This window comes from Allobosea robiniae (genome assembly GCF_900102525.1).
GTDB lineage: Bacteria > Pseudomonadota > Alphaproteobacteria > Rhizobiales > Beijerinckiaceae > Allobosea > Allobosea robiniae.
On record NZ_FNBZ01000004.1, the window covers coordinates 18,448 to 44,409 of the forward strand.

Below are 25,962 nucleotides of genomic sequence, written 5' to 3' on the forward strand. Positions count from 1 at the left end.
CCTTGAAAAAGCCGCCTGCGAATAGTGCGAATTCGATCGGTCGAGTGAGAGGATCGGTTAACCCTGCCACCTCAGGCGGCCTGAACGAGGTCCTCCCCGCGCGCCCGGTAGGACAAGGCTTCGGCCAGGTGACGCCGGCCGACCTTCGCCTCCTCATCGAGATCGGCGAGGGTGCGGGCGACCTTCAGCACGCGGTGATAGGCGCGCGCGGTCAATCGCAGCGCCTCCGCCGCATCCCGCAGCAGCGCGAGCCCGGCATTGTCCGGCCGCGCGACCTCCTCGATCACCGGCACGGGACAGGCGGCATTGGTCATGACGTGACCGAAACCGAGGCTCTCGAAGCGCGTCGCCTGAAGCCGGCGGGCCGCTCCGACGCGCGCCGCGACCGTCGCCGAGCTCTCGCCTGCGGCAGGGCGAATGAGGTCCGCCGCCGTCACCGCGGGCACATCGATCGCGATATCGATCCGGTCGAGCAGCGGGCCGGAGACCCGCGACTGATATTGGGCCATGCAGCGGTCGTTCGGCTGGCGCCGGCAGGCGAAGCCGGGCTCGGTCGCCCGGCCGCAGCGGCACGGGTTCATCGCGGCGACGAGCTGGAAGCGCGCGGGGTAGACGACGCGGTGATTGGCGCGGGAGATCAGGACGTCGCCGGTCTCCATCGGCTGGCGCAGGGCATCGAGCGCCTGCGGCTGGAATTCCGGCAGTTCATCGAGGAAGAGCACGCCGTGATGGGCGAGCGAGACTTCCCCCGGCCGGGCCTGCAAGCCACCGCCGACGAGCGCGGCCATCGAGGCCGAATGGTGCGGAGCCCGGAAGGGCCGCCGGTCGGTCAGGGCACCGTCGGCGAGCTTGCCGGCAACGGACAGGACCATCGAGACCTCGAGCAGCTCGCGCGGCGAGAGCGGCGGCAGGATCGAGGGCAGGCGGCTCGCCAGCATCGACTTGCCGGCGCCGGGGGGCCCGTTCATCAGGAGATTTGGACACATTCCCGATCGCGTTGATCTTCGGCATTGATTCAGGATTTGGCGGCAGAAATGCCACCGCAGTCCTTGAGGATTGGAAGGATTGAATGATGGCTTCCAAGGCGAACGCGAGATCCCAATCGGCCACTCAAAGCGGCGTGCCGTATGCCATTTCATACATGCGTTTCTCGACGCTTGAGCAGAAGAAAGGCGACACCGTCCGCAGGCAACGACAGCAGGCCCTCGACTGGTCCGTTCGAACAAGGATACCAATCAACGAGACGATCACGGATGCGGGCAAGTCGGCCTACAACAATATCGCGGCGGGGTTCCAGACCATCCTCAAGATGGTGGAAGCGGGTCAAATTCCTTCAGGGACCTACCTGCTCGTTGAGTCTCTTGATCGCATTACCCGGTCCAACGTTTTGGACGCGATGCCGCTGACGATGAGCCTGATCAAGAAGGGCATCATCATCGTCTCGTTGATCGACGGTCAGCAATATTCCTACGAGTCTCTTCAGGACAACGGCAAGCTCTTCCTATGGATGTCGTCGTTATGCCGGTCGCATGAGGAATCGGCTCTCAAGTCCATTCGGGTGAAGGAGGCCTGGGAGGATAAGCGAGCAAAGGCCCGCGATGACCAGACGGTCATGACCGAGCTTGTTCCTGGCTGGTTGGAGGTGGTCGGGCGGAAAAAGGACCGAAAAATCGTCGTCAACGATAAGAGAGTGGAGATCGTCCAACGCATCTTCGACATGACGATCGAGGGATATGGACGGCGTCAGATTGTGCGCACTTTCAACGACGCGAAGCCCCCAATCCCGCCTTTTGGAAGAGCCGTGGAATGGCATACATCTGCGATCAACAAAATCCTCACAAACCGTGCCGTGCTGGGTGAAGTCCAGCCACACACTAAGCCGCGCCATCACGCTCGGGAGCCCAGCGGCGATCCGGTTCCAACCTATTTCCCTGCGATCATTCCACGCGAAGTGTTTTACAGGGCGGCGCAGGCGGTGGGCTCCCGCCGCAAAGCCGGCGGGCGTGTACCGTCGACTTACGTGAACATGCTCACCGGGCTCGGAGTCTGCCGTGAATGCGGGAGCCGAATGCAGATCATCAACAAGGGCAAGCGCCCCAAGGGCGCTCGCTACTTTGTATGTTCGAATTTCGACCGCCGAGCTGGCTGCAGCAACCAAGTACGGTGGCGTGTAGACGCCATCGAGGCATCGGTCCTGGATAGCGGCCGCTGGGTCAATTGGTCGTCCGCTATTCCACCAGCCGTGACTGGTGAAACCGCCGAGGGATGGCGGCATGAGCTCGCCGAGTATCGCAGAAAGCGAGACTTGGCCAACCGTCTCGCGTTGAACGGCGATGATACGCTGGAAGAACGCTCCAAGGAGTACACCCGCGCTATCCTTGCGCTGCAGAAGAAGCTCCGCGAATTTGCGGAGACAGAGGCAAAGCAGGCTGCCCTCCCAACAGGAGAAGAGAACCGGCGAATGCTGGCCACCCTTCAAAGTCGGCTGGAAGCCGCGGGTGACGATGAGATTGCCGATATCCGCACTAAGATGGCTCAGGCCATTCGCAGGAGCATCGCAAAGCTGGTTTTTAGCGGTTCGAGGGTCGAAGCGTTTTTCAAGCCCGTGCGTCGGCTCGATGGCGGAGCGTCCTCACCGCCTCCAATCATTATCGCTCGCAAGGGCGCTATCGACATCGGCGACGATACAGACCTAGCGTTCCAACGATCTTTGGAAGGCCGCCCGGAGCGGCCAGACGATGATGAGTATGATGCGGCCTAAGGTGGTACCGGGAGTAGTGCGACCATACCCTATTACGTCACGTAAACAGCGCTATGAACTGCTCCGGGATTCCCGGAGGCCATTTCGTTTGAGTCACGCCGCCATGGTTGGCTTGTCCAGCATGGCATAGTAGAGTTCCTCGGCTTCGGCCGGCGGGATGTTGGCACTGCCCACGCTGCCAGGGCGCCGCGGCAAAGGACTGGCTCGCAAACCGGCAGGCCGACCTGCTGCCCGTGCCTTATTACCATCTCGTCTTCACCCTGCCGGCGCCGATCGCAGCGGTCGCCTTCCAGAACAAGGCCGAGGTCTACGGCCTGCTGTTCAGAGCCGCGGCCGAGACGCTCGCGACCATCGCGATCGATCCTCGGTACCTCGGCGCCCGGATCGGCTTCACCTCGGTGCTGCACACATGGGGATCGGCGATGACCCATCATCCCCATCTCCACATCATCGCGCCCGGCGGCGGCCTGTCGCCGGACGGCGCGCGCTGGATCTCATGCCGGCCCGGCTTCTTCCTGCCCGTGCGCGTGCTCTCCCGGCTGTTCCGCAGGCTCTTCCTGGAAGGGCTCGCAGCCCTGCACGGGGCCGGGCGGCTTATCTTCCACGGCGATCTCGCCCATCTGGCAGAGGCCCATGCCTTTGCCACCCTGCTAGCGCCGCTGCGGCGCGCCGACTGGGTCGTCTACGCCAAGCGACCCTTCGGTGGCCCCGACGCGTGCTGGCCTATCTCGCCCGCTACACCCACCGTGTCGCCATCGCCAACAGCCGCCTCGTCGGCATGGATCGGCACGGGGTCACCTTCAGTTGGAAGGACTATCGGGCCCGCTCGGCAGGCAAGACCTGGCGCAAGACCATAACGCTGACAGCCCACGAGTTCATTCGCCGCTTCCTGCTCCACGTCCTGCCCGACGGCTTCCACCGTATCCTCCACTACGGCCTGCTCGCCTCCAGCCGCCGCGCCGGCACCATCACCCGCATCAGGCAGACCATCGCGGCGCCGATGCCGGCCACGACGACGGCAAATCGTGAAGCAGAGATCTCGGCCAAACAATCCGATCGCGTCGATGAGCGGAGGCCTCCTTGCCCCTGCTGCGGCGGTCGCATGATCCTGGTCGAGCGCTTCGCCCCAGGCACGGCACCGCGCACCATCCTCGCCGTCAGGATCGACACCTCATGACGATGGCGCCGCGGCGACACCCTGAGGAAGCACTGCCGATCTCGGCCAGAGAGCGGGCGATCCCATTCGCCCCGAACGCGGAAATGGACCCTGCGGCGATCCCGGATCCCACCGAGGTGCAGCAAAACCGGGGCTTCCGGGCATCCCGGTCGGAGCATCGCGCCGCCGTCGCGCGCCTCACACGATCCCGCTCACCAGGCGGCGCGGCGAAATCCCCATAGCCTACAGCCCCGGTCCGCGGCTTCCTCCCCTGGAGGGTTTCGGACGCCGGCCCTCAGCCCGGCCCGAACCCGCTCGCACGGGCCGCCATCCGAAACCCTTATATGGTGGGTGTGGTCAAGGGGCGATGAGAGAACGCATTGTCATGGTCGTTATCCTTGAAGCCGTTACCGATCCAGCGGTCGAGTCCATGCTTGACGCGGCTCGCGAACGAACCCTGTCCACCTTATATTCGGTCGAGCCGTTTTGAACTCGAACCATGATCCCGCTTGCGGCGGAGTTGGACTCGCGAAGACGAAGCCATTCTTCAACAGCGGCGTTTTAAGCCCTGAGTTTCGTCGGTCCGTCTTCCCGAGGATCTACCAGGTTCGATCGCCCCTGGCAGAATGCTAAATCTTCGAGATCTTTTGCTTCAAGCCCGTGAGACGGCTCCTTCGATGATCACGCCGGCGTTGATGTATTTCCAGAGCGCGACGAGGAGCTTGCGGGCAAGGGCCACGATTGCGCTTTTCTTCTGACGCCCGCCATTTTGTATCACGCGCGCCTTGAACCAGGCCGTGAGCGCGGAGGTCGGCTGGTGGCGTACCCATAACCAGGCAACCTGAATGAGCGTTGTCCGGAGCCGGGGATTCCCAGCCTTGGAGACGCCTTGATCGTGGCTGATCTGGCCGCTCTGCCAAGGCGTCGGCGCGAGGCCTGCGTACGCGGCAACCTGTCTTCGATTGTCGAAGTGACGCGATAACCCCTCCGTCCAAAGGACGGCGGCGAACTCGGGGCCGACGCCTTTCAGGTTGAGGAGCAGGGCTGGTGCCCGAGCCGATTGCTTCGCCACAGCAAGCATGGTGTCGCGTGCTTCCTCGACGCCTCCGATCTGTTCGAGCAAGAGTTCGAGACGGTCGATTTCGCGGCTGACCTGCGCCTTCAGAGCCGGCGGCAATGGTCGACCGTCGCCCGTCTGGAGGGTGTCGAGCTGCTGGCGGCGATCCCGGTTCAGCGGCTCATACTCCGATATCCCCTGGCTGAAGAGCAGCCCCTTGATCCGATTGACGTGCCTCACTCTTTCGTTGATCAGCGCCTTGCGCTCACGCACAACGCGACGGCGATCCTCCTCGTCCGGCGTCGGTATTCGCAGCATGGCGCATACACGAGGTTCCCCTCGCTTATGGGCGAGCAGAGCGCGCACCAATGCCTCGCCATCGATCCGATCCGTTTTGGCGCGCCGCAGTCGGCGTGACGTGGCGATCGATGCAGGATCGACGATATGGCTTTCGACGCCTTCACGCTCAAGAACCCTGTGTATCCAGAAGCCATCCAAGCCTGCCTCCTGGATCGAAATGATCCGGAAGCTCTGCCCGGTGCGGGCCTCAGCCTTACGCCGCAGATCTGCAAGCCGCGCCAACAGCGCCGGCATGTCCCCGCCGCCCACGACGAACTTGGACATCTTCTCGCCAGCGCCCGGTGACAGGGACGTAACCAGCCATTTCGAGCGTGACAGCTCCAACGAGACAAAAATCGCGGCAAGGTCGGTCCGAATGGCAGCGAAAGATACGGCAGAGTCGGCGGCAAATTGCATGCTGGCCTCCATCAGGGTTGAGCAACTCACTCTGCACGAGCGGTCGACCTCTCCTCCATGGGATCTTCATACTTCCGGACATTGGGCCTTTGCCTGAAAGCAGACCTTCTGAAATCGCCGTGCCGCGATCAAGGCATCGGCTTCAGCGAGCGTTGCAGCTTATCTGGACGCTTATGCTCCCGGCCTCGTCAGCCAGATCCGGAGGCGATAGTTTTGCGCCTTTCGGTATGGGATCGACACTAACGCCGTTACTTTGGAGGAAGGCAATCAACCCCGTAGCGCGGATGGCGAAATTCACGTTTTGAGGCACATCGCCAGACGCTACGAGCGTTTTGAGCGCATTCAGCTTCGAGGTGACGACGCCGACCACATTACCTTGCTCGTCGAGCAATGGCCCGCCGCTATTGCCCGGTTGGACGGGCGCTGAGATCTGGATGTAGCGAGTATCGTCACCGATCCCCGCCAAGGCAGTGATGTTGCCCAGAGTGAAGTTGCCGCTGGTAGCCAGAACCTGCGTGAGCGGGAAGCCAAAGGCGGCGACGGTCTCGCCCAGACGCGCGGTCATCCGGATCGAGGACGTCTTCTCGCTCCGATGTTCGGAGACCAGCAGGGCCAAGTCGTTAATCGGGTCGCGGGCGACGATCCTCGCCTTCGCCTCCGGAAGAGACCGCCCGCGGACCTTTGCGTCGAGGCAGCCTTCGACAACATGCGCATTTGTGACGAGCTGCCCCGAGCTACCGACGAAGAAGCCGGTTCCAGACGAGGTCCGCGCCACTGGCGGCGGCTGAGGGGATGATGGAGCGAGCGGGGCCGAGGGACTCGGAAGGACTGCTACCTGCGTCGAGGCAGACGCGCTGCCGGATCCCCGCGGGATGTAGCGCTCGTCTTCCAGATGCTTCCTCAAAGCTGTCGGGAAATCCACCGTGATCTCCCGCCCGGGTGGGCACGCGTCCTTGACCTTCTCGACGGTACATTCGGTCAGCGGCCAATCGGCGCTGCGATCGTAGAGCGGCAGCATCCGGCTCCATGCGTCGTCGAACTCGCCGATGACGGCTTTGGTCGCGACCCATGCCGACAGGAAGCCGTTCGACCGCCACATATCCGGGCTCTTCGTGGCCCAGTGCTCCAATCTGTACAGGCTTTGTCGCATATACCGTTGCGACGAGGGCGCAAGCGTAATGTCGACCACTCTCGTACCGCTCAGCCGCGATACCCTCGTCGGCGCGATCGAGGCTGCATAGTAGGTGTACCGATAAAGAAATGTGTTGTCGGAGTGGATGAGCTCGGCGACCCCGTCGCCGTCGACATCCTCGAACGAGTAGCCGACGTCCCCATCTGCAGTCTTGCCAGAGACAGCCTGCCAGGAGCCGTTTTGCGGGACGATGAACTTCGTGACGGTGCAACAATGCGCTCCGCCCCAGAAGGACGAGAACATCAGCTGGTGGTCGTCCGATGCGGGGTCGAGGCGGAGCGCCACCAGCTTGGCATTCGGAAAGGAAGCGGTCGCCTCGTCCAGCTCGAACTTGAGCGACAGACGGTCGGGCTGCGAGACGGTCAGGCCAGCGATATTGTTTCCGTCGACCTTCCGACTGGCGACAACGAACCGAGCCTCTCCGAGTTGGGCTGACAGGGGGCGCTTGCCGTCATACTCCAGCTGGAAATCGAACTTGGTTGACGTCGGGGCCCACACCTCACGCACATAGCCATCGCCGCGGCTGAATAGCATATCGCTCGGGGCGTTGCCCTCCCGAACCAGTTGTTCCTTACGGGCCTTTGCATTCGCCACCCTCTCGGGCCCGGCGACGACGGCGAACCAACCATTCGTCGCCTGCACGACGCGCACGGTGGGCAGCAGGTAGCGGTAGGCCCTGGCGACGCCGATGGCCTCGTCCTCCGCCTGACGACTGGCCAAGGCAATCCATCGATAATCGCCCTTCTGGGAGAAACTCGATTGCTGTGCCAGGCACGGACCACCGACTCCGAACACAACCGCCAGAACCATCGCGAAACGCATCGAATTATTCACCCGCACAGCCCCGACCAAACTATCCACGCCGCGTAACCGCTGCTTTAATCAGCCCTGATCCTCAACGCATCCAGGGTTTGCGGGGTAATGGTGCCCGTCGGCTTCAGGCCATAATCGGTCTGCAGCCGGGTCAGCGCATCACGCGTGTCCTGGCTCACGGTGCCGTTGATCGGCCCGCTGTAATATCCGAACGCCAGCATCGCCATCTGAACCTGCTTGACGATGGCTGCGAACCTGTCGGTGTTCCCCGGCAAGATCACGGGGTTGCCAGGGGCCGGCGAGCCAGTCGCGGGCCTGCCGGCGCCACCGCCGACGGACGGCGCGGAACCGGCATCCGGCGATCGAACGGATGGGGACGGGACGGCCGACGAAGCCGGGGGCGTATACAGCGGCGCCGAGTAGGAGGGAGACGGGGACGAGTAGCTCGGCGACCTGTAATAGCTCCCGCCCGACGACGATCGATGCGAGCTATGACTGCGATGGGAGCTATGGCTCCGGTGCCGCGCCAGGATGTATTTGTGCGGAAGCCTGAATACGTCGAACAACGACTTGTCAGAATCCGGCCTTGCGGCGCCGGAGACCCCATCGGGTAACGACGCCGCGTCGGACTTCAGCGGCATGAGCCCGGCCGCTAGCAGCGATGGGATGGCGAACAGCCTACGCTTCATAGCAATCCAAACCTCGTGAAGCCGCGATCATCGGTGTGCCACTCGAAGAGTCCGCTACATTCCGCCTTCTCCGCGCAGCCATCGCAACCCGCGGGATAGCGACGCTTCCAATCCGAGATCGTTGGAGGCGCGAGCTGCCGGTAGTCACTCGGAACCGTGCAGCGGGGGAAATTATAGAGCCAGACGTCCAGGCCGCGGCTTCGCGCGAGGTCGATCGCCTCACCGACGGGCTCGAACCGCTGGGAGTGGTCGTGGAACAGCTCGGCCCAATTGAGCCGACCGTACCCAATGTTTTCGAGCTGCATGATCGCCCAGCTCGTAGCGAACGGAACGTGCGAAGCGACGAAGCGCGCCAGCGCGGGCAACGCCTCGACATTCCGGGTCATCAGCACGGTCCGGAGCTCAAGCGTAGCTCCCGATCTCGCCAGGATTGCCAGCCCTTCAGCGAGTTTGTGGAAGGCACCGACCTTTCCCACGATTCCATCGTGGACCTCGCTGTCGCTCGAATAGAGCGGGACACCCCAGGTGACGCGATCGCGGGGCAGCCGCGACAAGGCGCGAACATCGTCGACATCGAAATGCTGCGCGTTCGTCAGGACATGGAAGCTGAGGTCCGGCCGCTGTCCCAGCACTCGTTCAAGAAAAGGGAGCAGCTGACCTTTGAAGAGCGTCGGCTCGCCACCAGAGACGCCTAGGACTGCACCCTTTGGCGCGAGCAGAGCGGCGGCCTCGAAATACGGGAACATGTCGACATGACCCCGTTTCGGTGGCTGCGAGCACATCACACAGAGCTGGTCGCAGCGCTCCGTGATGAGGAACGTGTTGTGGGCCGACCCTGCGCGAACCAGGCGATGAGCGATACCCCGCGCCGGGTTCACGAAGACCACGTCTCCGTCGACATCGTTGACATCGACGCTTTTGAGCTCAAGCTCTATCGAAGCGGAGCGATAAACCAGCTTCCCCGATCCGACGAGCTCAAGATCGACATCGAACGGGGTTCTTCCGTTCGTCCGCTCCAGTTCGAAAGCGCGACCTTCCGAATTGAGGCGTGCGATAAACGGATCGGCGCTTGGGGTGCTCGCGGCAATCTGAAGCGGGATCATGATAGCTTGGGCACAAGATGCGCGCCCCAGTTCGCGATGCCTGACCACTGAGCCAGCGAATGACCGGCCGCAGCGTCTCCTCGGTACATCAGCTCGAAGACGTGGTCGAACACGCTGGTGTGCCGTTTGCAGAACCATGTGCTGCTTCGCGCATGATCGCTGCGACCGTACCTTGAGAGGTCGTCGATCAGATCCGATCCGCAATAGGGCTGGAAGGCACAGTGAATGCAGTCCGGCTCGAAGCTGTTAAGCGACGCAGCATTCAGGATGTCCCGTTTCTCGGCCGCCATCCCGGTGAGGACGTCCCCGATGGACAGGTCGATACGCCCGATCCGGGACAGCATCCTTGCCTCGTCCGTCGGGTAAAGTTTCCCGTCGTGGTCGATGACCACGTAATCGGAGCCGAAGAAATTGGGATTCCTCAGGTCGACGTGCTCGTCGGCGCCCGGCCGGAGCGCGCGTCGCAGGCATTGGGAGAAATAGTACTCCTCCAGCCCGGCGCCCGTTCGGTAGTTGAGGTCGATCAGGTGCTCCACGAATTGGCGGTGGAGCGTGTTCCATCGCTCGATATCGGCGTCCACGGACCGAGCGCGCCGCGCGAAGCCCTGGTGATTGATCGGCCGCAGATAGATCGAGCGCATGCCGCGAGAGCTGTAGGCTTCGATCAGCTCGTCGAAGTCGGGGGGATCGTCGATGTCGATCGTGGGGAGTGCCGAAACCTTGTCGGCTCCTAGCCGCTCAAGTGCCTGATCCAGGTTGCTCAGGAACCCTTCGGTGGCCGAAGCCGACTGCGTTCGCTGCCGGGTATGGGTGGCGGAATCGCCATCGAGGGAAGTGCTCACGAAAGTGTCCGGGGCGTCGAGGAAGGACCATGCCTCGGCTCCCATCCTTTGCATGTTGGTGCAGACCACGAACTTGGACGACGTGAACCGCCGACGACAGAACGTACGTACCTTTTCGAGCAAATCCAGGCGCAGCAGCGGTTCACCGCCCTGGAACTCGATCTTGACGTCACTCGTCATCAATCTATCGAGATAGCGCAGCACGGCCCCGGTCGTTTCCTCGCTCCAATCGTAACCGCGAGCGTTTTCGGCCGCGCGAGAGACCTGACAGTACGTGCAGCTCAGGTTGCACCTGAGCGTCGGCACCAGGATCACATACCCAAGTTCGGTTCGGATGGCTTGCCGTTGGCTCCAGCGGTACGCGAAGCTCGTATGAGCTAAATCACCGGCCTCTTCAAAACCGTGGCCGCCGAGGTGAAGGAAAGCCTTGTCCCGTGCCGTCAACCCGCCCGAAACGTACCGATCGAGAAAGGAGGCGTCAGCGCGGAAAAACCCTCCGGCATCGTCGCTGAAGAGATAGCCGTCCGAAGCCCCTCCTCGAAATCTTAGCGGCCAAATCTTCATCGCAGCACGACGCGCATAAGCGCTTGGCGCATCGAGAGAGTCTCGGCATAGATCTTCTCGCGATATAGGGTATGCAGAAAATCAGCCCGCAGTTCAGGATCTGCAGCTTGCTCGCCTTCCAGGTCGACGCCCGCTTCCCCTGAAACGACACGAATGCCGGCATGTCGGCTCTCGAACCGCACGATCGCTGAGTCCAGATAACTGTGGAACGACGCCGGGATCGAGATATGGCACATGGCGAGCGGCCGGCTGATGGTGAGAGGAAAACTACCTTTGCGTGTGGCAGCGCGCCTTGCAATAGCTCGAAAGTCGCGGCGTTTTTTTTGCAAGAGGGTTTCGGGCGATCGCCTCAATCCCGCATTCAATAGACACAGGGTGAGAAACGACCGCTTCACGCCCGCCGTTGCGGTGAAGCGATGGAAAACAATTAGATAGTCGGAAAGCAGCGCTAACAGCAGACTTGGACACCTCACCCGCAAGCCCATATTGGTGCTCCATATCCACTCCAGCTTCGTGTCTACGCCGCGCTGGTCAGGCACCACCCGAAGTCGACGCAAGCTCTGCCCATCGTGCCGCTGCGAGGCGACCGCTTTCGTTGAGTGCGTAGACAGCAGCGAAGCCCACCCCGCAGTAGCTTGACGGAGCACGAGCGGGCCGTGATCATCGTAATATGAAACTGGCTGGACCCAAATAAAGCGTGACGAAGCGCAAGACGCCGAAACTGAGGGGAAGGCGCCTTCCGCCAATTGCCGAGCGATTCGCCTTTCTCGGAGACGCCGTCTCTCCGGGCGACCGCAAGGCGCTTCGTTCCGCCCAGTTTGAGGTCTCGGACGCTAGTACCGGTCAGGATCGCAACCTCAAGCTCTGGAGAAAGACCGGCACGTCGGCGGATGAGGACCTCAGACAGCTCTGGTTGCACGAGATGCGGCAGGTCCAAAGGGTAATGTCCTACGCGGGAGCGCGCGAGGTCATAGTGGACATCCTGGAGTTCGTCGAGGACGAGAATGAGTTCGGCGTTCTCCTTGAACATGCCGGACAGCCGCTGTCAGCCAAGCTACGTCACGTGCCTCGGCAGCACTGGCTCAAGAACATCAGCGCACCGCGCGCAAGGGTCATCTTCTGGCAGAATATGCGCCGGATCGCCATCGCGCTTGGGATCGTCCATGCTCAGGGACTCGTCCACGGCCGCATCGACGCCGACGCTGTGATGACGGAGGGCGCGGAGGCCCCGGACTTCCAGCTGACCGGATTTGAATGGAGCCTATGGCTATCCGCGGACAAAGCCGACCGGGCCCACGCCCGCCTCAACGCCAATGCGGAAGCCGTTCGATCGGACCGATACTCCTTCGCTGAGGACTGGCGTTCGTTCGGACGGCTAGCGGCGCAGTGCCTCGAAGTCGCCGTCAGGAGCTCAGGCGAGATCGCACCGGCAACGCCGGGGAGCCAACTGGTCTCGATGTCGAACTCAGAGCGGGCTCTCCTGAAAAGGTTGATAGCGCCGACGCGCCTCGACAATCTCGAGGCAGGCTCGATTGCAAGGGCGATCGACGATATCATCATCGAAGCTGGACGCGCGGGCGCGTCGAGAGCCGGAACGTTCGTCCTCATGTTCTCGCAGAGGTCGGGGCTCGGAGACGTCGTCTACGACATCACCGGCGGCGACATACCGAACGACGAGTACAGGAGGCAACTGGACTGGGTGCGCGCAGACCTCGACCGCGGCACCACACTGCTCGTGCCCCGTGCTTTCGACCTTACGAGCGGGAAGCTGCAGCTTGTGTCGTCGACGATGGTGTACGATCTCGCTCCAATGTGGAGTGACGGCGTCGCCGCTTGGGACGTGGCAGTCTGTTCGCACATCGCGCCGCGCGGCGAGACTATCCGCATCGGCGACCAGGACGAACACGAACTAAAACAACCGGTCGAGATCGCGACATCCGTTAAGCACGCGACCGAAGTCAGAGCACGGCTTGGGCCCGACGTACTCGTCTGGACCGGCTTCGCCGAGTCAAGCTCGTCTCCGGCTCCGTCGGGCCGGGTCGAACGGGTGCGTCAGGCGCTCCTCCTGGTGCAGATCGTCGAGTCCGTCGTCAAGGCGTTGGAAGTCTACCCGGTCGAGGTCCTCCACGTCGAACAGGAGCAGGGACGCAGATTCGTCGTTCTGCGCGCTGAACCTAAAAACGAACGAGACCGCGCCGCCGCCAAACTGCGCCTGCCCGAGACCGAGCGAGCGCTCCGGCGACTGTTCGAGGACGATCAGCGCGACGCCGACGCGAAATGGCGGCTGTCGCTCGCTGCCGGCCTTGGCTCGAACCGCCAGAACGACGTGCTCGCCACGTTCCTCGACGTCGTCCAGCACAAAGGCCGGCACGCGCTGCGGTTCGAGGTCGACGATGAGCCGCCACGGGGATCTCCCCTCTTCTTACGGCCCGAGCGTGACGCAGGCACGGAAAGCGCCATTACCAGGAGGCTGAAGAACATCAAGGCGCTCTCGACCCGCGTCGACTTGTCAGAAATGCTGGACGATCCATGGCGGGTCCGACGATCTAGCCGGGAGACCATCGACGAGGCGGGCCAGACGGATAAGCACTTTCTGGACCTCGACCCACCGAAGCAGCAGGCGCTTCTCGGAGCCTGGTCGACGTCGCCGTCTTATAATGTCGTGGGGCCACCGGGCGTCGGCAAGACCCGTCTGGCGACTGAGGTGGTGCGGCGACGCTTCGAGGATGACCGGTCTTCGCGGCTCCTCGTCACCGCGCAGGGCCACGACGCGCTCGACCATCTACAGAGCGCCATCAGAAAGACCCTCGCGACCGGCGGTCAAGACGACGTTATCGTCGTCCGCTCGACGACCGCAGATCGCCGGTCGACGAGCGACGAGGATTTGCACAAAACGAGCAGGGACTATCTTGCCCTGCTCTCCGAGAGCGAACTTTCACGCGATGCACCTCCAGCCCTCCGAGATCGGGTGAACGCCCTGGCCGCGGCGTCCGGACGGCTCGCCCGCTCGAAGGACGCCGTTGAGAAGGACGACCGGGTCGCCCTCAATGCCCTGTCGAGCCTTATCCTGGATGCGGCCAACATAGTCATCTCGACAGCCAACTCGGCAGACGTCGAACGGCTTGTGGAGGCGAGCGAGCAGTTCGACTGGGTGATCGTTGAAGAGGCTGCCAAGGCGACTGGCCCCGAGCTGGTGGGCGCGCTAATGCTTTCCGGTCGACGTCTGATGATCGGCGACCACCACCAACTACCGCCCTTCGAGGCGGATCGGCTCGTGGCACTCCTCCGCGACCATAGCGCTGTGGTCCAGGCGATCGAGATGGCGGACCAGTACGTCGGCCCCTTGGTGCGAGATGGGGAGATCGCCGAGCTGGAGGCGCTGGCGGGCGATCCTGATGCACTGCGTGACGTCGCGGACACCGCACTGCGGCTGTTCGAGCCCTTCCGCACTTTCGTCAAAGAGGACGAGCGCCGAGCGCGGCTTAATCCGGGACACCGGTTGATCTCCTCGACGCTCACGTCCCAACGTCGCATGGACCCGACCATAGCGCGGATCGTATCGAGGGCCTTCTACCACGATAGGCTCACCACTACTCCAGAGCGTACAGAGGAGGCGGTAATGCAACCCCCGCCTTTTGACGTGCTCGCGCCGCTGCCGGCCTCCCCCGTCGTCTCGGTCGAGTTCAAGCACGTCAGCGCCACCGGCGACCGCGCCCACGCTGAACGAGGGAACCCGAGGTGGCACAATCCGGGTGAGGTGCAGGCGGTAATCGATGTGTTGCGGCACGTGCGCCCCCGCGAGGGTGGGACCCGCCCAAGCCTCGCGGTCCTTACCTTCTACTCGGCACAGGTGGAGAAGCTGGCACAGCGCATTGAGTTCGAGACAAGGGCCCGCACTCTCTCGCATTTGGCGGGCTTCGATCCCGCTATGCAGGACGGCGGATGGGTTGGGACCGTCGACGGCTTCCAGGGCAATGAAGCTGACCTCGTGATCCTGTCACTCGTCCGGAACAACGCCGGCAGCGGCGCGCGAGCGCTTGGCTTCCTACGCGACCGCAGACGGATGAACGTCGCGCTCAGTCGCGCGAAGTCAAAACTTGTGATCGTGGGAAGTCCGTCCTTCCTGGTTGAGGCCGTGCGGGGCGTTAACCCAGACGCCGACGACCACGACCTTTCCTTTATCGATGCAATCGTTGACACGATCCAGCAGCTCAAATCTGAGCGACGGCCGGACGGGACGCCTTGCGCGGACTCGATTGAGCCAGCGAAGCTCTCGGGGGCTACGCCGTGCTGATTGCGATCCCCGTCTACCGCCTTTCCTGCAAGGTCGGGATCGATCGCGGACGTGCCTGGAGTATCGTTGAAGAAATGGTACTTTGGGCCACAGCGGCGAAGCCACGCTCGATCGCGCAGCTCTCGGCCGTCTCCAATCTCCCGCCGCAAATCGTTGTCGCGTCCATCGCGCGCATGATGAGGTTTCGGTTGGTCGAGCTGACAGTTAAGGACAACAGCGCCAAGTTCCAGACGAGCGCCTATGGCCGCGAGATCGTCGAAAGCGGCCGCCCCCTACCGTTCTTTCCCAAGCGCGAGTTGCGTCGCGTTAGCTTCGTCATAGAGCGTGCGACCGGCAGCTTCTTCCCGTCTGGTCAGGTGCGAGTGAGATCTGAGTTCGCGCTTGAGCAGGAGACGGACCCGGACGTTCGGATCCTCGTTGTAGAGGGCGGGCCGCCAGTCTCCAACGAGGCCATGCTCGCAAAGCTATCGCAGATCGCGGCGCGGGGCTGGGAGGAGCAGGTCGCGCTAGTCGACGGCCGCACCGCCTCGCTCCGACAGGAGTTCATGGTTATCCGAGTGGTGGATGGAGTCCCCCGCAACGTGCCCGAGGGCGCCTCCGACGCCTTGCGTGCGATCATCGACGATGTCGCATCCCGAACCATGCCAAATACGCAAATCGCGATCGGCTACGCCGGTCCCGCAGGAGAGGCGACACCAGAGTTTGCCGCGCACCGGTGCCACTTCGAGCCCTCCGATCTCGTCATTGGCGGATCAAACCAGCTCGACTGCCTCAGGGGTATGATGGCGCGCGCGCATAGCCGAGCAGTTATCCATTCGACGTTCCTTGACCATAACCGGTTCAAAGACCTGCTCCCCGAGATCAGGATGGCGTGTGCCCGCGGCGTAGTTTTCGACCTGATGTGGGGAGCCGAGACGATCGACGAGGTCGAGACGCGGAACACGGCCGCTGCTGTGGAGATCGCCAAGACTATCCGCGGCGACCGAGACCTTGCCGGAAAGTTCCGGCTGCACATGACCAGCACCCGCTCCCACGCCAAGCTCTTACTCGTTGACACGGCGGAAGGTGACTGGCTCGCCGCTGTAGGGTCGTGCAACTGGCTCTCGTCACCATTCCGGTCGACCGAGGTCACGGTCGTATTGCGTGATCCCGCCACCGTCGCGGACGTTGCCGTAATCCTTCAGCGCCTCGTTGGCCGCCGCGGCCTTGCCGACGACATAGCCAACGAGATGGGTATCCTATCGCGCGATCTGCGGAGGATGCCAGCCCGGTCTGGCCCCGCCGAGATAACGCTACTGGTCGGCAATGGCCACGACTCCGTCATGCGCGAGGTGAGTGGTCAAGCGAGGAGCCGCCTTGTCGTCGGCAGCAACCGACTGGGATCGACCGCCCGTCCGGGCGTCGTTATGCAAGGCGAAGCCGCAGCCCAGCGCGCTCAGGTCGAGGTCACACTCCTGTACTCAATTGCGTCCGGCCCGCTAAAAAACCGGCATGCCCGCAAGCTTGCAGCGGAGGCTGCAACGAACGGCGTCCGCCTTGTAAAGACAAAGACCATACCCCTCCACGGCAAGTTTGTGGCGGCGGATGATGACGACCTCATTATTACCAGCCTCAACTGGGCCTCCGCCTCAAGCGATCCCGACCTGCCCGAAGGGGACGTCGGCGTCAGGATCCGGCTCGCGGGAATTGCGCGTCAGACTGTCGAGATTATTCACACCATCCATCCTGAGCTAATTCAGGAGGAAGGTGACGGAGAAAGCGCGCCTGAGCCGTCCTGAATTTCCTAGATGCTCTCCGCTTCGCTTGTGCAAACTTTCGTATTCGAAGGCGACAGTATCTGACTTCGTGCAAGCTTCCGAGTGCATTACGGATCGTTTGCACGGCGACTGAATAACCGGATATGGGGCGCAAAGCGGACGGCCCTGAGAAGCACGCCGTAGGTTGGCAAAGGCCACTTTCGGCGGCCGCACCGGCGCGCGAAGTGGATTGCCATGAAGCGGACGTTCCAGACGTCGGCAAGGCGCCACTTCCTGACATTGGCACCCTGCCAGAAACCAGACGTTAAATCCCCCGGTGACCAGTTCGACTTTGGCGCTCGATCACGGTCGCAACGAAGCAATCACGCATCGTGTAACTGCCCAGGTCGCCGTCGCGGCTTCCGATCACTTCCAGCCGATCAGCACACCGTCCGCGCCGAGCGACAGTTGTAGTCCCTGTCTTCTCGTCACCAGCCTGAGGGTGACGCCGTTGGAGTTGCGGAGCCATAGCCGGCCACGTCCCTGGTCGCCGACCGCCCATCCCTCGCGCAGCTGCACGTAGGCACCGGTGAAATCCTCGCGTTGGGTCAGGCCGTAGACGGTGCCGGTCGCTTGCAGACGCGAAGCGCCGATTCCACCGACGCCCAGCCCTCCCACGGTGATGCCGTAGGACTTCCCCCGATAGGTCAGGGCGCCGCCGCCGATGGCGCCGGACCCGATGAAGGCTACCTGCAGCTGGCGAATGGAGACCTTACCCGTCGGCGGGCCGAGGTTGCGCTGCTGAGCGGATGCGGGCCCGCCCAATAGCAGCGTCACGAGGGAAACCATGATTGCTCTCAAGAATGTCATAGGAGCTTCCCTTCGCTGAATTGGAGATCAGGCGCGTTAGAATGGATTGACGTAGTTCGTGATGGCGATCTGGCGCAGCAGCACCTTTCGGATCACATGCGCGGCTGCAACCCGATCGGTGAAGATAGCGGCATCGCCGGCGCTCCCGGCCGGTAGGGAGCGCGCGAAGGCGTCATCATCAAGCTTCACCCGGACGATCAAGGGAGCGGCCTGGATCGCCCTCGGCGTGACGGCGAGGCCGGAGGGCTGGACCTGCCCAGTGGAAATGGCATGAAGCACGCTCTCGACCCTACCGGTCTGAACGGTGCCGGGCGTCATCTTGAAGGTGAGCTCCACGGGCTGGCCAGGCGCGATGTAGCGGGCGTCGATCTGGTTGATCTCGACTCCGACAACCGTCTCGGAGGTGTCGATGAACGCCATGGCCGGCGCGAGCGGCAGGTTCGCGACCCGGGCGCCCTTCCTCAGAGCGAGGTTGGTCACGTAGCCGTCCGCTGGCGCCCGGACGGTCGTCTTCTCCAGGTTCCACTTCGCGCCTTCGAGCTGCGCCTTGAGCTGGTCGGCATTGGCCTGCCGCTCCTCGACGTCGAAGGCGCGTCCGGTACCCCGGTTCTGGAGCTGGGACATCTCGGCGAGGCGCGTCTCGGCCAACTTCAGCTGCGCCTCGATCGCCTTGACCTGGGACTCGAACGGCACCGGGTCTATCCGGAAGAGCACCTCGCCGGCCTTGAGCGGGACGTTCGCCTTGGCCGCCACCTCGACGACCTCGCCGGAGATGTCCGGAACGATGGCAACGGAGTTGCGAACCACGATGGCTGGACCCTGCGGGGCGCCCCAGTTCATCGGGATGAAGAGCCCCAGCATAAGGGCCAGGAGAACGATCGCCGGCGAGATCTTCCAGAACAGGTTGAAGGGCACGACCTTCAGCTTCACCAGGACAAAGAGCAGCGCGAGGTAGACGTTGAGCAGTACCGCGATCATTGCGCCACCTGCCGATCGGGCCGAACAACCGTCCTGACGGGCACGTCGACATAGGCCCAGATCAGCACGATTGGCCATAGCACGAAGCCGAGGAGCAGGGTGACCCAGCCCCCGACCGTGACCGCCTCGGCCCATGGGTGGTTACGCTTGCGGGCGATCACCCCGGGCAACGAGCCTATGAAGGCGATCACGACGACCGTGCTCAGGACCAAGACGGTCAGGACGATCCAGGCGAAGATGTCGAGGCCGGTCATGGCGGTCTCCCTCGGGGCGGCTCAGGGAAAGACCGTCTTCCAGTCAACCTTCATGTCGACAATCGTCCAGGCCTTTGCCTTGCCCTCGTCGAGGGCCTTGTCGAGCTTCCCGATGTGGGATTCTCGGTCGTAGGCGTATTCGCGCTCGGCATCGGTGTGGTGGACGATGCCGGCGAAGCGCGCGCCCGTCTCCGCCATCGTCCACTGGAGCATCTGCAGGTCGCCGTCCGAGTTGCCGAAGGCGAAGATCGGGCGGCGCCCGATGAAGTGGTTGATTGCGACGGGCTTGCCCGGGCCCTCGTCGACGAACTCGATCTTGGGCATCTTCATGAGCACCGGCTTGCCGTCTGCGCCGAGCTGGAACTCCACCACGCCAGACGAGCCGACGATCTGCTCGGGCGGGATGCCGTAGACCTTTTCCACCCAAGGTCGCATGAACTCGATCCCGCCGGCCGAGACGATGTAGGTCTTGAAGCCGTTGCTACGCAGATAGGCCAGCAGCTCCAGCATCGGCTGGTAGACGAGCTCGGTGTAGGGCCTGTCGAAGCGCGGATGTCGGGCGGCGGGGAGCCAGTCGTTCACGCTCCTGGAGAACTCCTCGGTGGTCATGCCGGTGTGGCTGGCCGCCACGACCGCGAGCAGGCCCTTCACGCCGCCCGCGAAGAAGGTCTTCATGTCGCCGTCGAGGAGGGACTGGAAGGGCTGGGTGGTCTTCCATTCCGGATGCTGCGGCGCCATCTGCTTGGCGCGGTCGATCGCGAACGCGGCCTGGAAGTAAATCGGGTGCTCGCACCACAGCGTGCCGTCGTTGTCGAAGGTCGCGATCCGCTCGGACGGCGGCACGAAGTCCGGCGTGCCCTCCGTGGTCACCCGCGCGACAAAGTCGGTGATGGATTTCTTCGTCGCTCCCTCATTCCAGGACGGCAGAGGGTCGGCCTGCGCTTGCGCGAAACTCGCCCCCAGGCTCAACGTCGCCGCAAGCACGGCCGTCGATAGATCATTCAAGGTCATTGCGCCTCTCCGTCTGCTTGGCCAGCCTCGGTCCGGGCGAGGTCCCTCTCCAGGAAGTAGTTCAGGAACGTCCGTATCACCGCGACGACCGCGATGCGGGCGAGCGTTTCCCATGTCGTCGAGATCGCAGTCTCAATGATGTCGGCGGCGAGCTGGAAGGTCAGGCCGCCGACCAGCAGGCGGGAGAAGCGCAGCCAGACGGCGCGCCCGTCCAGCCCATCGGATCGCAGGAGCAGAAACCGCACGGCCTGGACGAAGGCCTCGATCGCCGCATAGAGCACGACGAGCAGCGCCATGCCCTCGATCAGGACGACCGCGTGTTCCGAGACAAGGACAAGCCACGCTTTCAAGTGCATCTCGGCCAGTTAGGCGCGTCCCCGGTCAGTTCTTCCTGCCGCCGTCCTGCAGGGCCTGAAGCGCCTTCTCGACGCTAAGGGATCCTGAGGCCTGGCTTGGCGGGTAGTCCTTGAAGGTCGCCAGGTACTGACCCATGACCCCCATCGCCGGCATCATCACCCACAGCGACTTCCCCCACCATTCGCCATAGGACGTCGACTCGGTCTGGTATCGCTCCCAGGGATCGACGCGCAGGTTCGTCACCAGCGGGACGTTGGTTGTATCCTCCTTGCCGCTGAAGAGGTTGCCGACGATGGTCTTGAAGGTGATCTTCCACTCGTTATAGCGCACCGCCATCAGGTCGGCATTGTCGCTGAAGTAGAAGAACTCCCGGCGCGGGCTCTCCGTGACCGTGCCTTCCAGGAACGGCTTGAAGTTGTAGCCGTCCAGGTGGTTCTTGAAGGTCTTCGAGCCCACCTCGACCCCGGTGAGCAGCTTCTCCTTCAAATCGGGATCGCCGCCGGCGGCTGCTACGAGGGTCGGCAGCCAGTCCTCGGCCGACATCACTTCGTTGACGATGGTGCCCGGCTTGATGACGCCGGGCCACTTCGCCAGCATGGGTACGCGGAAGCCGCCTTCGTAGACGGTGCCCTTCTCGCCGCGGAACGGATGGTTGCCGCCGTCCGGCCAGCTGAAGATCTCGGCGCCGTTGTCGCTGGTGAACAGCACGATGGTGTCGTCGGCGACCCCGAGTTCCTCCAGCTTGGCGAGCAGTCCGCCCACGACCCAGTCGAGTTCGGCCATCGCGTCGGCGAACAGGCCAAAGCCGGTCTTGCCGTCCCACTTCTTCGACAGATGCGTCCAGGAGTGGCACCGGGTCGAGTTGTGCCAGAGGAAGAAGGGCTTCCCCGCCTTCACCGAGCGGTCCATGAAGTCGCAGGAGCGTCTCACCAGATCGGCGTCGATGTCCTCCATGCTGACCTTGGCGGCGGGGTCCATGCCCGGATGCGGCGGCAGCGGGCCGGCGTCGGTGATCTTCTGCTTGCCGACGCGGCCCCAGCGCGGGTCCTCGGTCGGATCGTCGACGTCGGTCGCGACGGTGCTGATGATGTTGCGCGGGCCGAACTTCTTGAGGAACTTCTCGTCCTTCGGATAGTCCGGGTAGTACGGCTCCTCCATGGCGTTGAGGTGGTAGAGGATGCCGTGGAACTCGTCGAAGCCATGGACCGTGGGCAGGTACTCGTTGCGGTCCCCGAGATGGTTCTTCCCGATCTGGGCCGTCGCATAGCCAAGTGGCTTGAGGAACTCCGCGATCGTCGGGTCCTTGTCCTGCAGGCCCTGCTTGGCCGCCGGCAGCCCGACCTTCAGCAGCCCCGTGCGAAACGGCGTCTGCCCGGTGATGAAGGCAGCGCGTCCAGCCGTGCAGGACTGCTGGCCGTAGTAATCAGTGAACAGCGCGCCCTCGCTGGCGATCCGGTCGAGGTTGGGCGTCCTGCCCCCCATCATGCCGCGGTGGTAGGCGCTGATGTTCCAGATGCCGACGTCGTCGGCCATGATCATGACGATGTTGGGCTTCCCGGTCTTGGCCATCTGGGTGCTCCCTGTCCTGTAATGGTTGAAGGTGTCGGACCCTCAGCTGAAGGGCCCGCTGCGAAGAATCATGCTCACGATCGCGACCACGCCCAGCCCAAGCAGCAGGACGGCGGTGATCAGCGTCATCGAGACCGGGAAGCTGCTCTCCGCATGAACCAGGCCGTCCGCGGCCATGGCCTGCCGCTGTTGGCGCAGCCCGACCATGAACTGGAGGTGGTATATGATGCCGCCGACCAGCATGAGGATGCCGAGCAGGACCAGCGTGACGCCGAAGTTGCGAGACGATCCGGCGTGGGTGATGACGCCGTGCTCGCGGGCCTTCTCGAAGACCTGGTAGATCGTGAACCCGAACGAGATCAGCGACAGCGCGGTGCGGATCACCGACATCAGCGTGCGCTCGGCGCTCATCCGCGTGCGCTGGAACGACATGCCGGTGCGGCGCTCCGACAGCTCGACGGAAATGCGGTCGGGCGAGGATGCCGAGGTGACGGGCGGCAGGCTCATGAGCGTCGCTCCTTGTCTCGTTCGTCCGAGGCCGGGAGCCAGCGCCGGGCGAGGATCTCGGTCAGCCAGCGCAGGACGAAGTAAGGGATCACAGCCAGCAGCAGGGCCATCATCAGCGCCTCCACCGGATAGAAGCGGTCGAGGACGTTGAGCTGGTAGATGACGTCCATGCTCATCCCGAGCAGCGCCACGCGCGCGATCGAGGTCAGGCCCTCGCGCAGCCGGCCCTTGGGGACGCGATCGTCCCACAGCGCCGACCAGAAGAAGGCCCGGTGGCCATACCTGGCGTCGCGGATTCCATCGGGCAGCGCCGCCAGCAGCGCCATCATGGGCTGCAGCAGGAACCGGAAATTCATCGGGCCATGAACGCGATCCGAGATGTCCAGCCAGAAGCGTTCGTGAACCGCCGGCGACCAACCGTATCGAAGCCCGCCCCAGGCGAGCAGCAGGATGAACAGTGCCACGACCACCCATTTCAGAGCGCGCTGGACGGCGGTGGGCGCGGTCGCGCTCATGGGACCGACCCCTCCCTGACGACGCAGCGGAAGCCGACATGGCTCGTTGAGGTGTCGATAGGCTCGGCATGGCGCGCGGCCGGGCGGTAGCGGCGGCAGTAGTTTGGGGCGCAGAGATGCGAGCCGCCCTTCAGGACCTTGCGCGGGATGCGGATCGCGGGCTGGCGCGGGTCGTAGCTGTCGCCCTCGGGACCGCCGCGTGGGTTCTGCGGGACGCAGCACGCCTTGGGCGCGTCGTCGGGATGGCGGGTCGACCAGAAGTCGGAGGTCCATTCCCAGACGTTGCCGATCATGTCGTGGAGGCCATAGCCGTTGGCCGGGAACGCCTTCACCGGCGAGGTCCGGGCGAAGCCGTCCTCCTTGGTGTTCTCGTTCGGGAAATTGCCCTGCCAGATGTTGGCCATATGGTGGCCGTCCGGCGTGAGCTCGTCGCCCCAGGCGAACTCGGCGCCCTCGCGCCCGCCCCAGGCGGCGAACTCCCACTCGGCCTCGGTCGGCAGCGACTTGCCGGCCCAGGCGGCATAGGCCTCGGCGTCGCGGTAGGCGACATGCACGACGGGATGGCCGTCGAGGCCCTTCAGCGAGGAGCCGGCGCCATAGGGCTTGCGCCAGGTCGCGCCAAACCTGAACGTCCACCATTGCGACCAGTCGCGCAGATCGACCGGATGTGTCGGCGGGGCGAACATCAACGAGCCCGCCCGCAGCATGTGCGGCAGCGCGCCGGGATAATCCTTCGGATCGGGCGCGATCTCCGCGAAAGTGACATGGCCGGTCGCCTCGACGAAGGCTCGGAACTGCCGGTTGGTGACCGGGGTCTCGTCGATCCAGAAGCCGTCGACCTTCACGGTGTGGGCCGGCGCCTCCTCGGGATAGTGCCTGTCCGAGCCCATCCGGAAGGTGCCGCCCGCGATCTTGATCATGCCGGCGCGAGAGGCGCGAGCGGTCGTCTGGGCAACCGGGGGGCGGGTGAGCGTCGTGGCGTCCGTCATCCCGCGCGCTCCCGCTACCGCTTCACGACAGCGGGCTCAACCGGCGGCGAAGCCGACTTGGGAACGTGCCCGATCGGGAGGGCGATCGTGAACAGGCCGAGCGTCCCGCGCGGCCGGTTCTCGACGTCGACCTCGCGCAGCACCTTCAGCCGCGCCGAGACCGGCGTTCCGGCCACCTCGAATGTGTAGGCGACCTGGGCGCCGACCGCCGTGACGCGCCCCTTGTAGGAGCCCAGGGACGCGCCCGCGCCGCCGTCGCCGCTTACCTGCTGGTAATGCGACGCCAGCACGCCGACCGAGAACTGCTTGCTCAGGTACTGACTGATCGCCAGGTCGGCGTGGATGGCGTTGCCGCTCCGGTAGTCGGTCGCGTCATTCTTGCCGTTGACCTCGAACCCGACCGCTGCGGAGATGTCCAGGCCGATCTTGGGATCGAGCCAGGTGCCCGCGGCGTAGAAGTCGCCAATCCAGCGGTTGAACGAGACGTTGGAAAGCTCGCCCTCCTGATAGGAACCGGACGGGATGCTGACGGACGTGCCGACCTGCCAGTGGAAGTTCCCGGCGTGCCAGCCGATGAAACTGGAGACGACGGGGTCGCCGATGTTGAAGGTGGCGTCGCGCTGGCTGAAGCCGAATGTGCGTCCGCGCGGTCCTGTGATCACCGCACCCGCGCTAATTCGCGGCGTCCCGAATGGCACCGTGACCGCGAACGCCAGGTTGCCGCCCAGAATCTCGAACGGCGTCACCCAGGTCGGTGTCATGAAGTCGACGCGCGCCTCGGCCTTGACGTTGGCGACAACGGCGCCGCCGATCTGGATCGGTCTCGCGGCCGAGATGCGGCCGGAATAGCTGTAGAAGTCGTTCTCGAAATAGAAGCCCGGCGGGGGAACGATGCCGGCCCCAGGCCCCTTCAGACCCGGCACATACAGGCCGGCGCCACCCTCGGTGCCACTCGCGGTGCTCGCCATCGTGCAAAAAAGCGCTGCGCAGGTGAATTTAATCCCTAAACGCATCTGCATCGGTCCCCTCGGCGCTCTAATGCTTCGAGCCTATTCTGGAAATTCGTGCGGTCAAGTTGAAGTTTCTCGCGCAAGAAGGCGGTGGAGCCAGTAGCACGATGGGTCCCATCCGAGAGAGAGTCCTAGTGAAGCATCAGTTGAGCCCTCCGACAGGGCGTCAATCCATTCAACGACTTATTCACCTGATCAAGGTTTCAAACGCAATTCAATAACGTCTATCGCGAGCAAATCAGTATAGCGCCGTTCGAGAGTCTCGATGAACTCGTCAGCGAAGCGAGATCCCTGCTCCTCTGTTAACGCTTGAGCAGCGGCCTTCTTCTCGTCATGACAAGACATAATTGCATAGCGAGCAACCACAGGAGCGCTTTCTGCGCTCTTTGCGTATCTTTTCGCCGTTGCATCAGCACAACTCCGCCATTTTGCAAGAGCGGCGTCGCCTTTCCCTTTTTCTTGTGCGAAGGCCGCAACAGAAATCAGGCACCCGAGAGCGATCAAAATACTTCTGCGCATGTTGTACCTCAAATAATCGAACTGCCGCAGGTTCCTTCCCGTCGAACGTTCGTACCCGCTCGAACCGGTTCGCCACTCGCCGATCCGTCGGCGACGCTCAAGCGCTGTCAACTCGGCCGGCAGCATGTCCGTCTTGCCGCCTTTGATCAAGGTCATTGCCGGTGCCGGAGCCATGCAGTTGTGCACCCTCTTGTTTGGGACGACGTCAGGATTCGCCAGCTCGTACAGGCCTTCCTCGTTGGAGACCTCAGGCTGGTATCCTCCCGGCGCGCCGAGGGCTCCTTTTCATCGGTACGAGCCTTTGTCGATTTCCTCGCGTGATAATGCGCCCTTCACCGACATCAGGCGACCAAACTGGCACCCTGGCGAGCGCCCGATACTAGCTAAGGCGTCGGCTGACTGTCGCCTCACCTTGTCACC

General features: G+C 63.5%; 20 protein-coding genes and 2 pseudogenes. 4 read left to right on the top strand and 18 right to left on the bottom strand.

What is annotated here, in order from left to right:
* Positions 1-71: 71 nt before the first annotated feature.
* Positions 72-977, bottom strand: a pseudogene (locus BLQ70_RS11925) (YifB family Mg chelatase-like AAA ATPase); the annotation flags it as partial.
* A gap of 92 nt (positions 978-1,069) precedes the next feature.
* Between BLQ70_RS11925 and BLQ70_RS11930 the strand changes: the two are divergent.
* A complete protein-coding gene (locus BLQ70_RS11930) occupies positions 1,070-2,761 on the top strand; it encodes a recombinase family protein (protein WP_091857168.1) in 1,692 nt (563 codons plus the stop codon).
* A gap of 164 nt (positions 2,762-2,925) precedes the next feature.
* Positions 2,926-3,938, top strand: a pseudogene (locus tag BLQ70_RS11935) (IS91 family transposase); the annotation flags it as partial.
* 631 nt (positions 3,939-4,569) lie between these two features.
* On the opposite strand, the gene BLQ70_RS11940 reads toward BLQ70_RS11935, so the two are convergent.
* The 6 genes from BLQ70_RS11940 to BLQ70_RS25310 all read right to left on the bottom strand — a co-directional run bounded on the left by BLQ70_RS11940 (position 4,570) and on the right by BLQ70_RS25310 (position 11,472).
* The gene (locus BLQ70_RS11940; protein ID WP_091857708.1) at positions 4,570-5,730 is read right to left on the bottom strand and encodes an IS110 family RNA-guided transposase; all 1,161 of its coding nucleotides are present in this window, start codon (positions 5,728-5,730) and stop codon (positions 4,570-4,572) included.
* Between the two features lie 142 nt (positions 5,731-5,872).
* Complete coding sequence (locus BLQ70_RS11945; RefSeq protein ID WP_091857169.1) at positions 5,873-7,744, bottom strand: S1C family serine protease; 1,872 nt, start codon at positions 7,742-7,744, stop codon at positions 5,873-5,875.
* A gap of 56 nt (positions 7,745-7,800) precedes the next feature.
* A complete protein-coding gene (hxsA, locus tag BLQ70_RS11950) occupies positions 7,801-8,424 on the bottom strand; it encodes a His-Xaa-Ser repeat protein HxsA (protein ID WP_091857170.1) in 624 nt (207 codons plus the stop codon).
* Positions 8,421-9,527, bottom strand: coding sequence for a His-Xaa-Ser system radical SAM maturase HxsC (gene hxsC, locus BLQ70_RS11955; RefSeq protein WP_091857171.1), 1,107 nt, complete (start codon positions 9,525-9,527; stop codon positions 8,421-8,423). The genes hxsA and hxsC overlap by 4 nt, the downstream gene beginning before the upstream one ends.
* A complete protein-coding gene (gene hxsB, locus BLQ70_RS11960) occupies positions 9,524-10,933 on the bottom strand; it encodes a His-Xaa-Ser system radical SAM maturase HxsB (protein ID WP_091857172.1) in 1,410 nt (469 codons plus the stop codon). The genes hxsC and hxsB overlap by 4 nt, the downstream gene beginning before the upstream one ends.
* Positions 10,930-11,472: a hypothetical protein gene (locus tag BLQ70_RS25310; protein ID WP_139163527.1), complete on the bottom strand. Its 543-nt coding sequence runs from the start codon at positions 11,470-11,472 to the stop codon at positions 10,930-10,932. Before BLQ70_RS25310 ends, hxsB begins: the two co-directional genes overlap by 4 nt.
* A 158-nt stretch (positions 11,473-11,630) precedes the next feature.
* Here BLQ70_RS25310 and BLQ70_RS11970 point away from each other — a divergent pair, with 158 nt between their 5' ends.
* Together BLQ70_RS11970 and BLQ70_RS11975 are read left to right on the top strand one after the other, a co-directional pair.
* Positions 11,631-15,227, top strand: coding sequence for a DEAD/DEAH box helicase (locus BLQ70_RS11970; protein WP_091857174.1), 3,597 nt, complete (start codon positions 11,631-11,633; stop codon positions 15,225-15,227).
* Positions 15,221-17,005: a phospholipase D-like domain-containing protein gene (locus tag BLQ70_RS11975; protein WP_091857175.1), complete on the top strand. Its 1,785-nt coding sequence runs from the start codon at positions 15,221-15,223 to the stop codon at positions 17,003-17,005. The genes BLQ70_RS11970 and BLQ70_RS11975 overlap by 7 nt, the downstream gene beginning before the upstream one ends.
* A gap of 384 nt (positions 17,006-17,389) precedes the next feature.
* Here BLQ70_RS11975 and BLQ70_RS11980 read toward each other — a convergent pair whose 3' ends face one another.
* The 11 genes from BLQ70_RS11980 to BLQ70_RS12030 all read right to left on the bottom strand — a co-directional run bounded on the left by BLQ70_RS11980 (position 17,390) and on the right by BLQ70_RS12030 (position 25,698).
* Positions 17,390-17,812: a hypothetical protein gene (locus tag BLQ70_RS11980; protein WP_139163528.1), complete on the bottom strand. Its 423-nt coding sequence runs from the start codon at positions 17,810-17,812 to the stop codon at positions 17,390-17,392.
* 57 nt (positions 17,813-17,869) lie between these two features.
* Positions 17,870-18,811: an HlyD family secretion protein gene (locus BLQ70_RS11985; RefSeq protein ID WP_091857177.1), complete on the bottom strand. Its 942-nt coding sequence runs from the start codon at positions 18,809-18,811 to the stop codon at positions 17,870-17,872.
* The gene (locus tag BLQ70_RS11990) at positions 18,808-19,065 is read right to left on the bottom strand and encodes a DUF3302 domain-containing protein (protein WP_091857178.1); all 258 of its coding nucleotides are present in this window, start codon (positions 19,063-19,065) and stop codon (positions 18,808-18,810) included. The genes BLQ70_RS11985 and BLQ70_RS11990 overlap by 4 nt, the downstream gene beginning before the upstream one ends.
* A 21-nt stretch (positions 19,066-19,086) precedes the next feature.
* A complete protein-coding gene (locus tag BLQ70_RS11995) occupies positions 19,087-20,076 on the bottom strand; it encodes an HAD family hydrolase (RefSeq protein WP_091857179.1) in 990 nt (329 codons plus the stop codon).
* Positions 20,073-20,426, bottom strand: coding sequence for a DUF1622 domain-containing protein (locus BLQ70_RS12000; RefSeq protein ID WP_244511995.1), 354 nt, complete (start codon positions 20,424-20,426; stop codon positions 20,073-20,075). The genes BLQ70_RS11995 and BLQ70_RS12000 overlap by 4 nt, the downstream gene beginning before the upstream one ends.
* 31 nt (positions 20,427-20,457) lie before the next feature.
* Positions 20,458-22,002 (bottom strand): arylsulfatase, encoded by a 1,545-nt coding sequence (locus BLQ70_RS12005; protein WP_091857181.1) that lies wholly within the window; start codon positions 22,000-22,002, stop codon positions 20,458-20,460.
* Positions 22,003-22,044: 42 nt separating this feature from the next.
* Positions 22,045-22,509, bottom strand: a complete 465-nt coding sequence (locus BLQ70_RS25960) for a YidH family protein (protein WP_244511996.1) — start codon at positions 22,507-22,509, stop codon at positions 22,045-22,047.
* Positions 22,506-23,024 carry a hypothetical protein gene (locus BLQ70_RS25965; protein ID WP_244511997.1) on the bottom strand — a complete coding sequence of 173 codons (519 nt, stop codon included), beginning with the start codon at positions 23,022-23,024 and terminating at the stop codon, positions 22,506-22,508. The genes BLQ70_RS25960 and BLQ70_RS25965 overlap by 4 nt, the downstream gene beginning before the upstream one ends.
* Entirely contained in the window at positions 23,021-24,013 is a 993-nt protein-coding gene (locus BLQ70_RS12020; protein ID WP_091857182.1) for a formylglycine-generating enzyme family protein, read from the bottom strand. Before BLQ70_RS12020 ends, BLQ70_RS25965 begins: the two co-directional genes overlap by 4 nt.
* Positions 24,014-24,027: 14 nt before the next feature.
* A complete protein-coding gene (locus BLQ70_RS12025) occupies positions 24,028-25,032 on the bottom strand; it encodes a SphA family protein (protein ID WP_091857183.1) in 1,005 nt (334 codons plus the stop codon).
* A 186-nt stretch (positions 25,033-25,218) separates the two neighbouring features.
* Positions 25,219-25,698, bottom strand: a complete 480-nt coding sequence (locus tag BLQ70_RS12030; RefSeq protein WP_091857184.1) for a hypothetical protein — start codon at positions 25,696-25,698, stop codon at positions 25,219-25,221.
* Between the last annotated feature and the right edge of the window lie 264 nt (positions 25,699-25,962).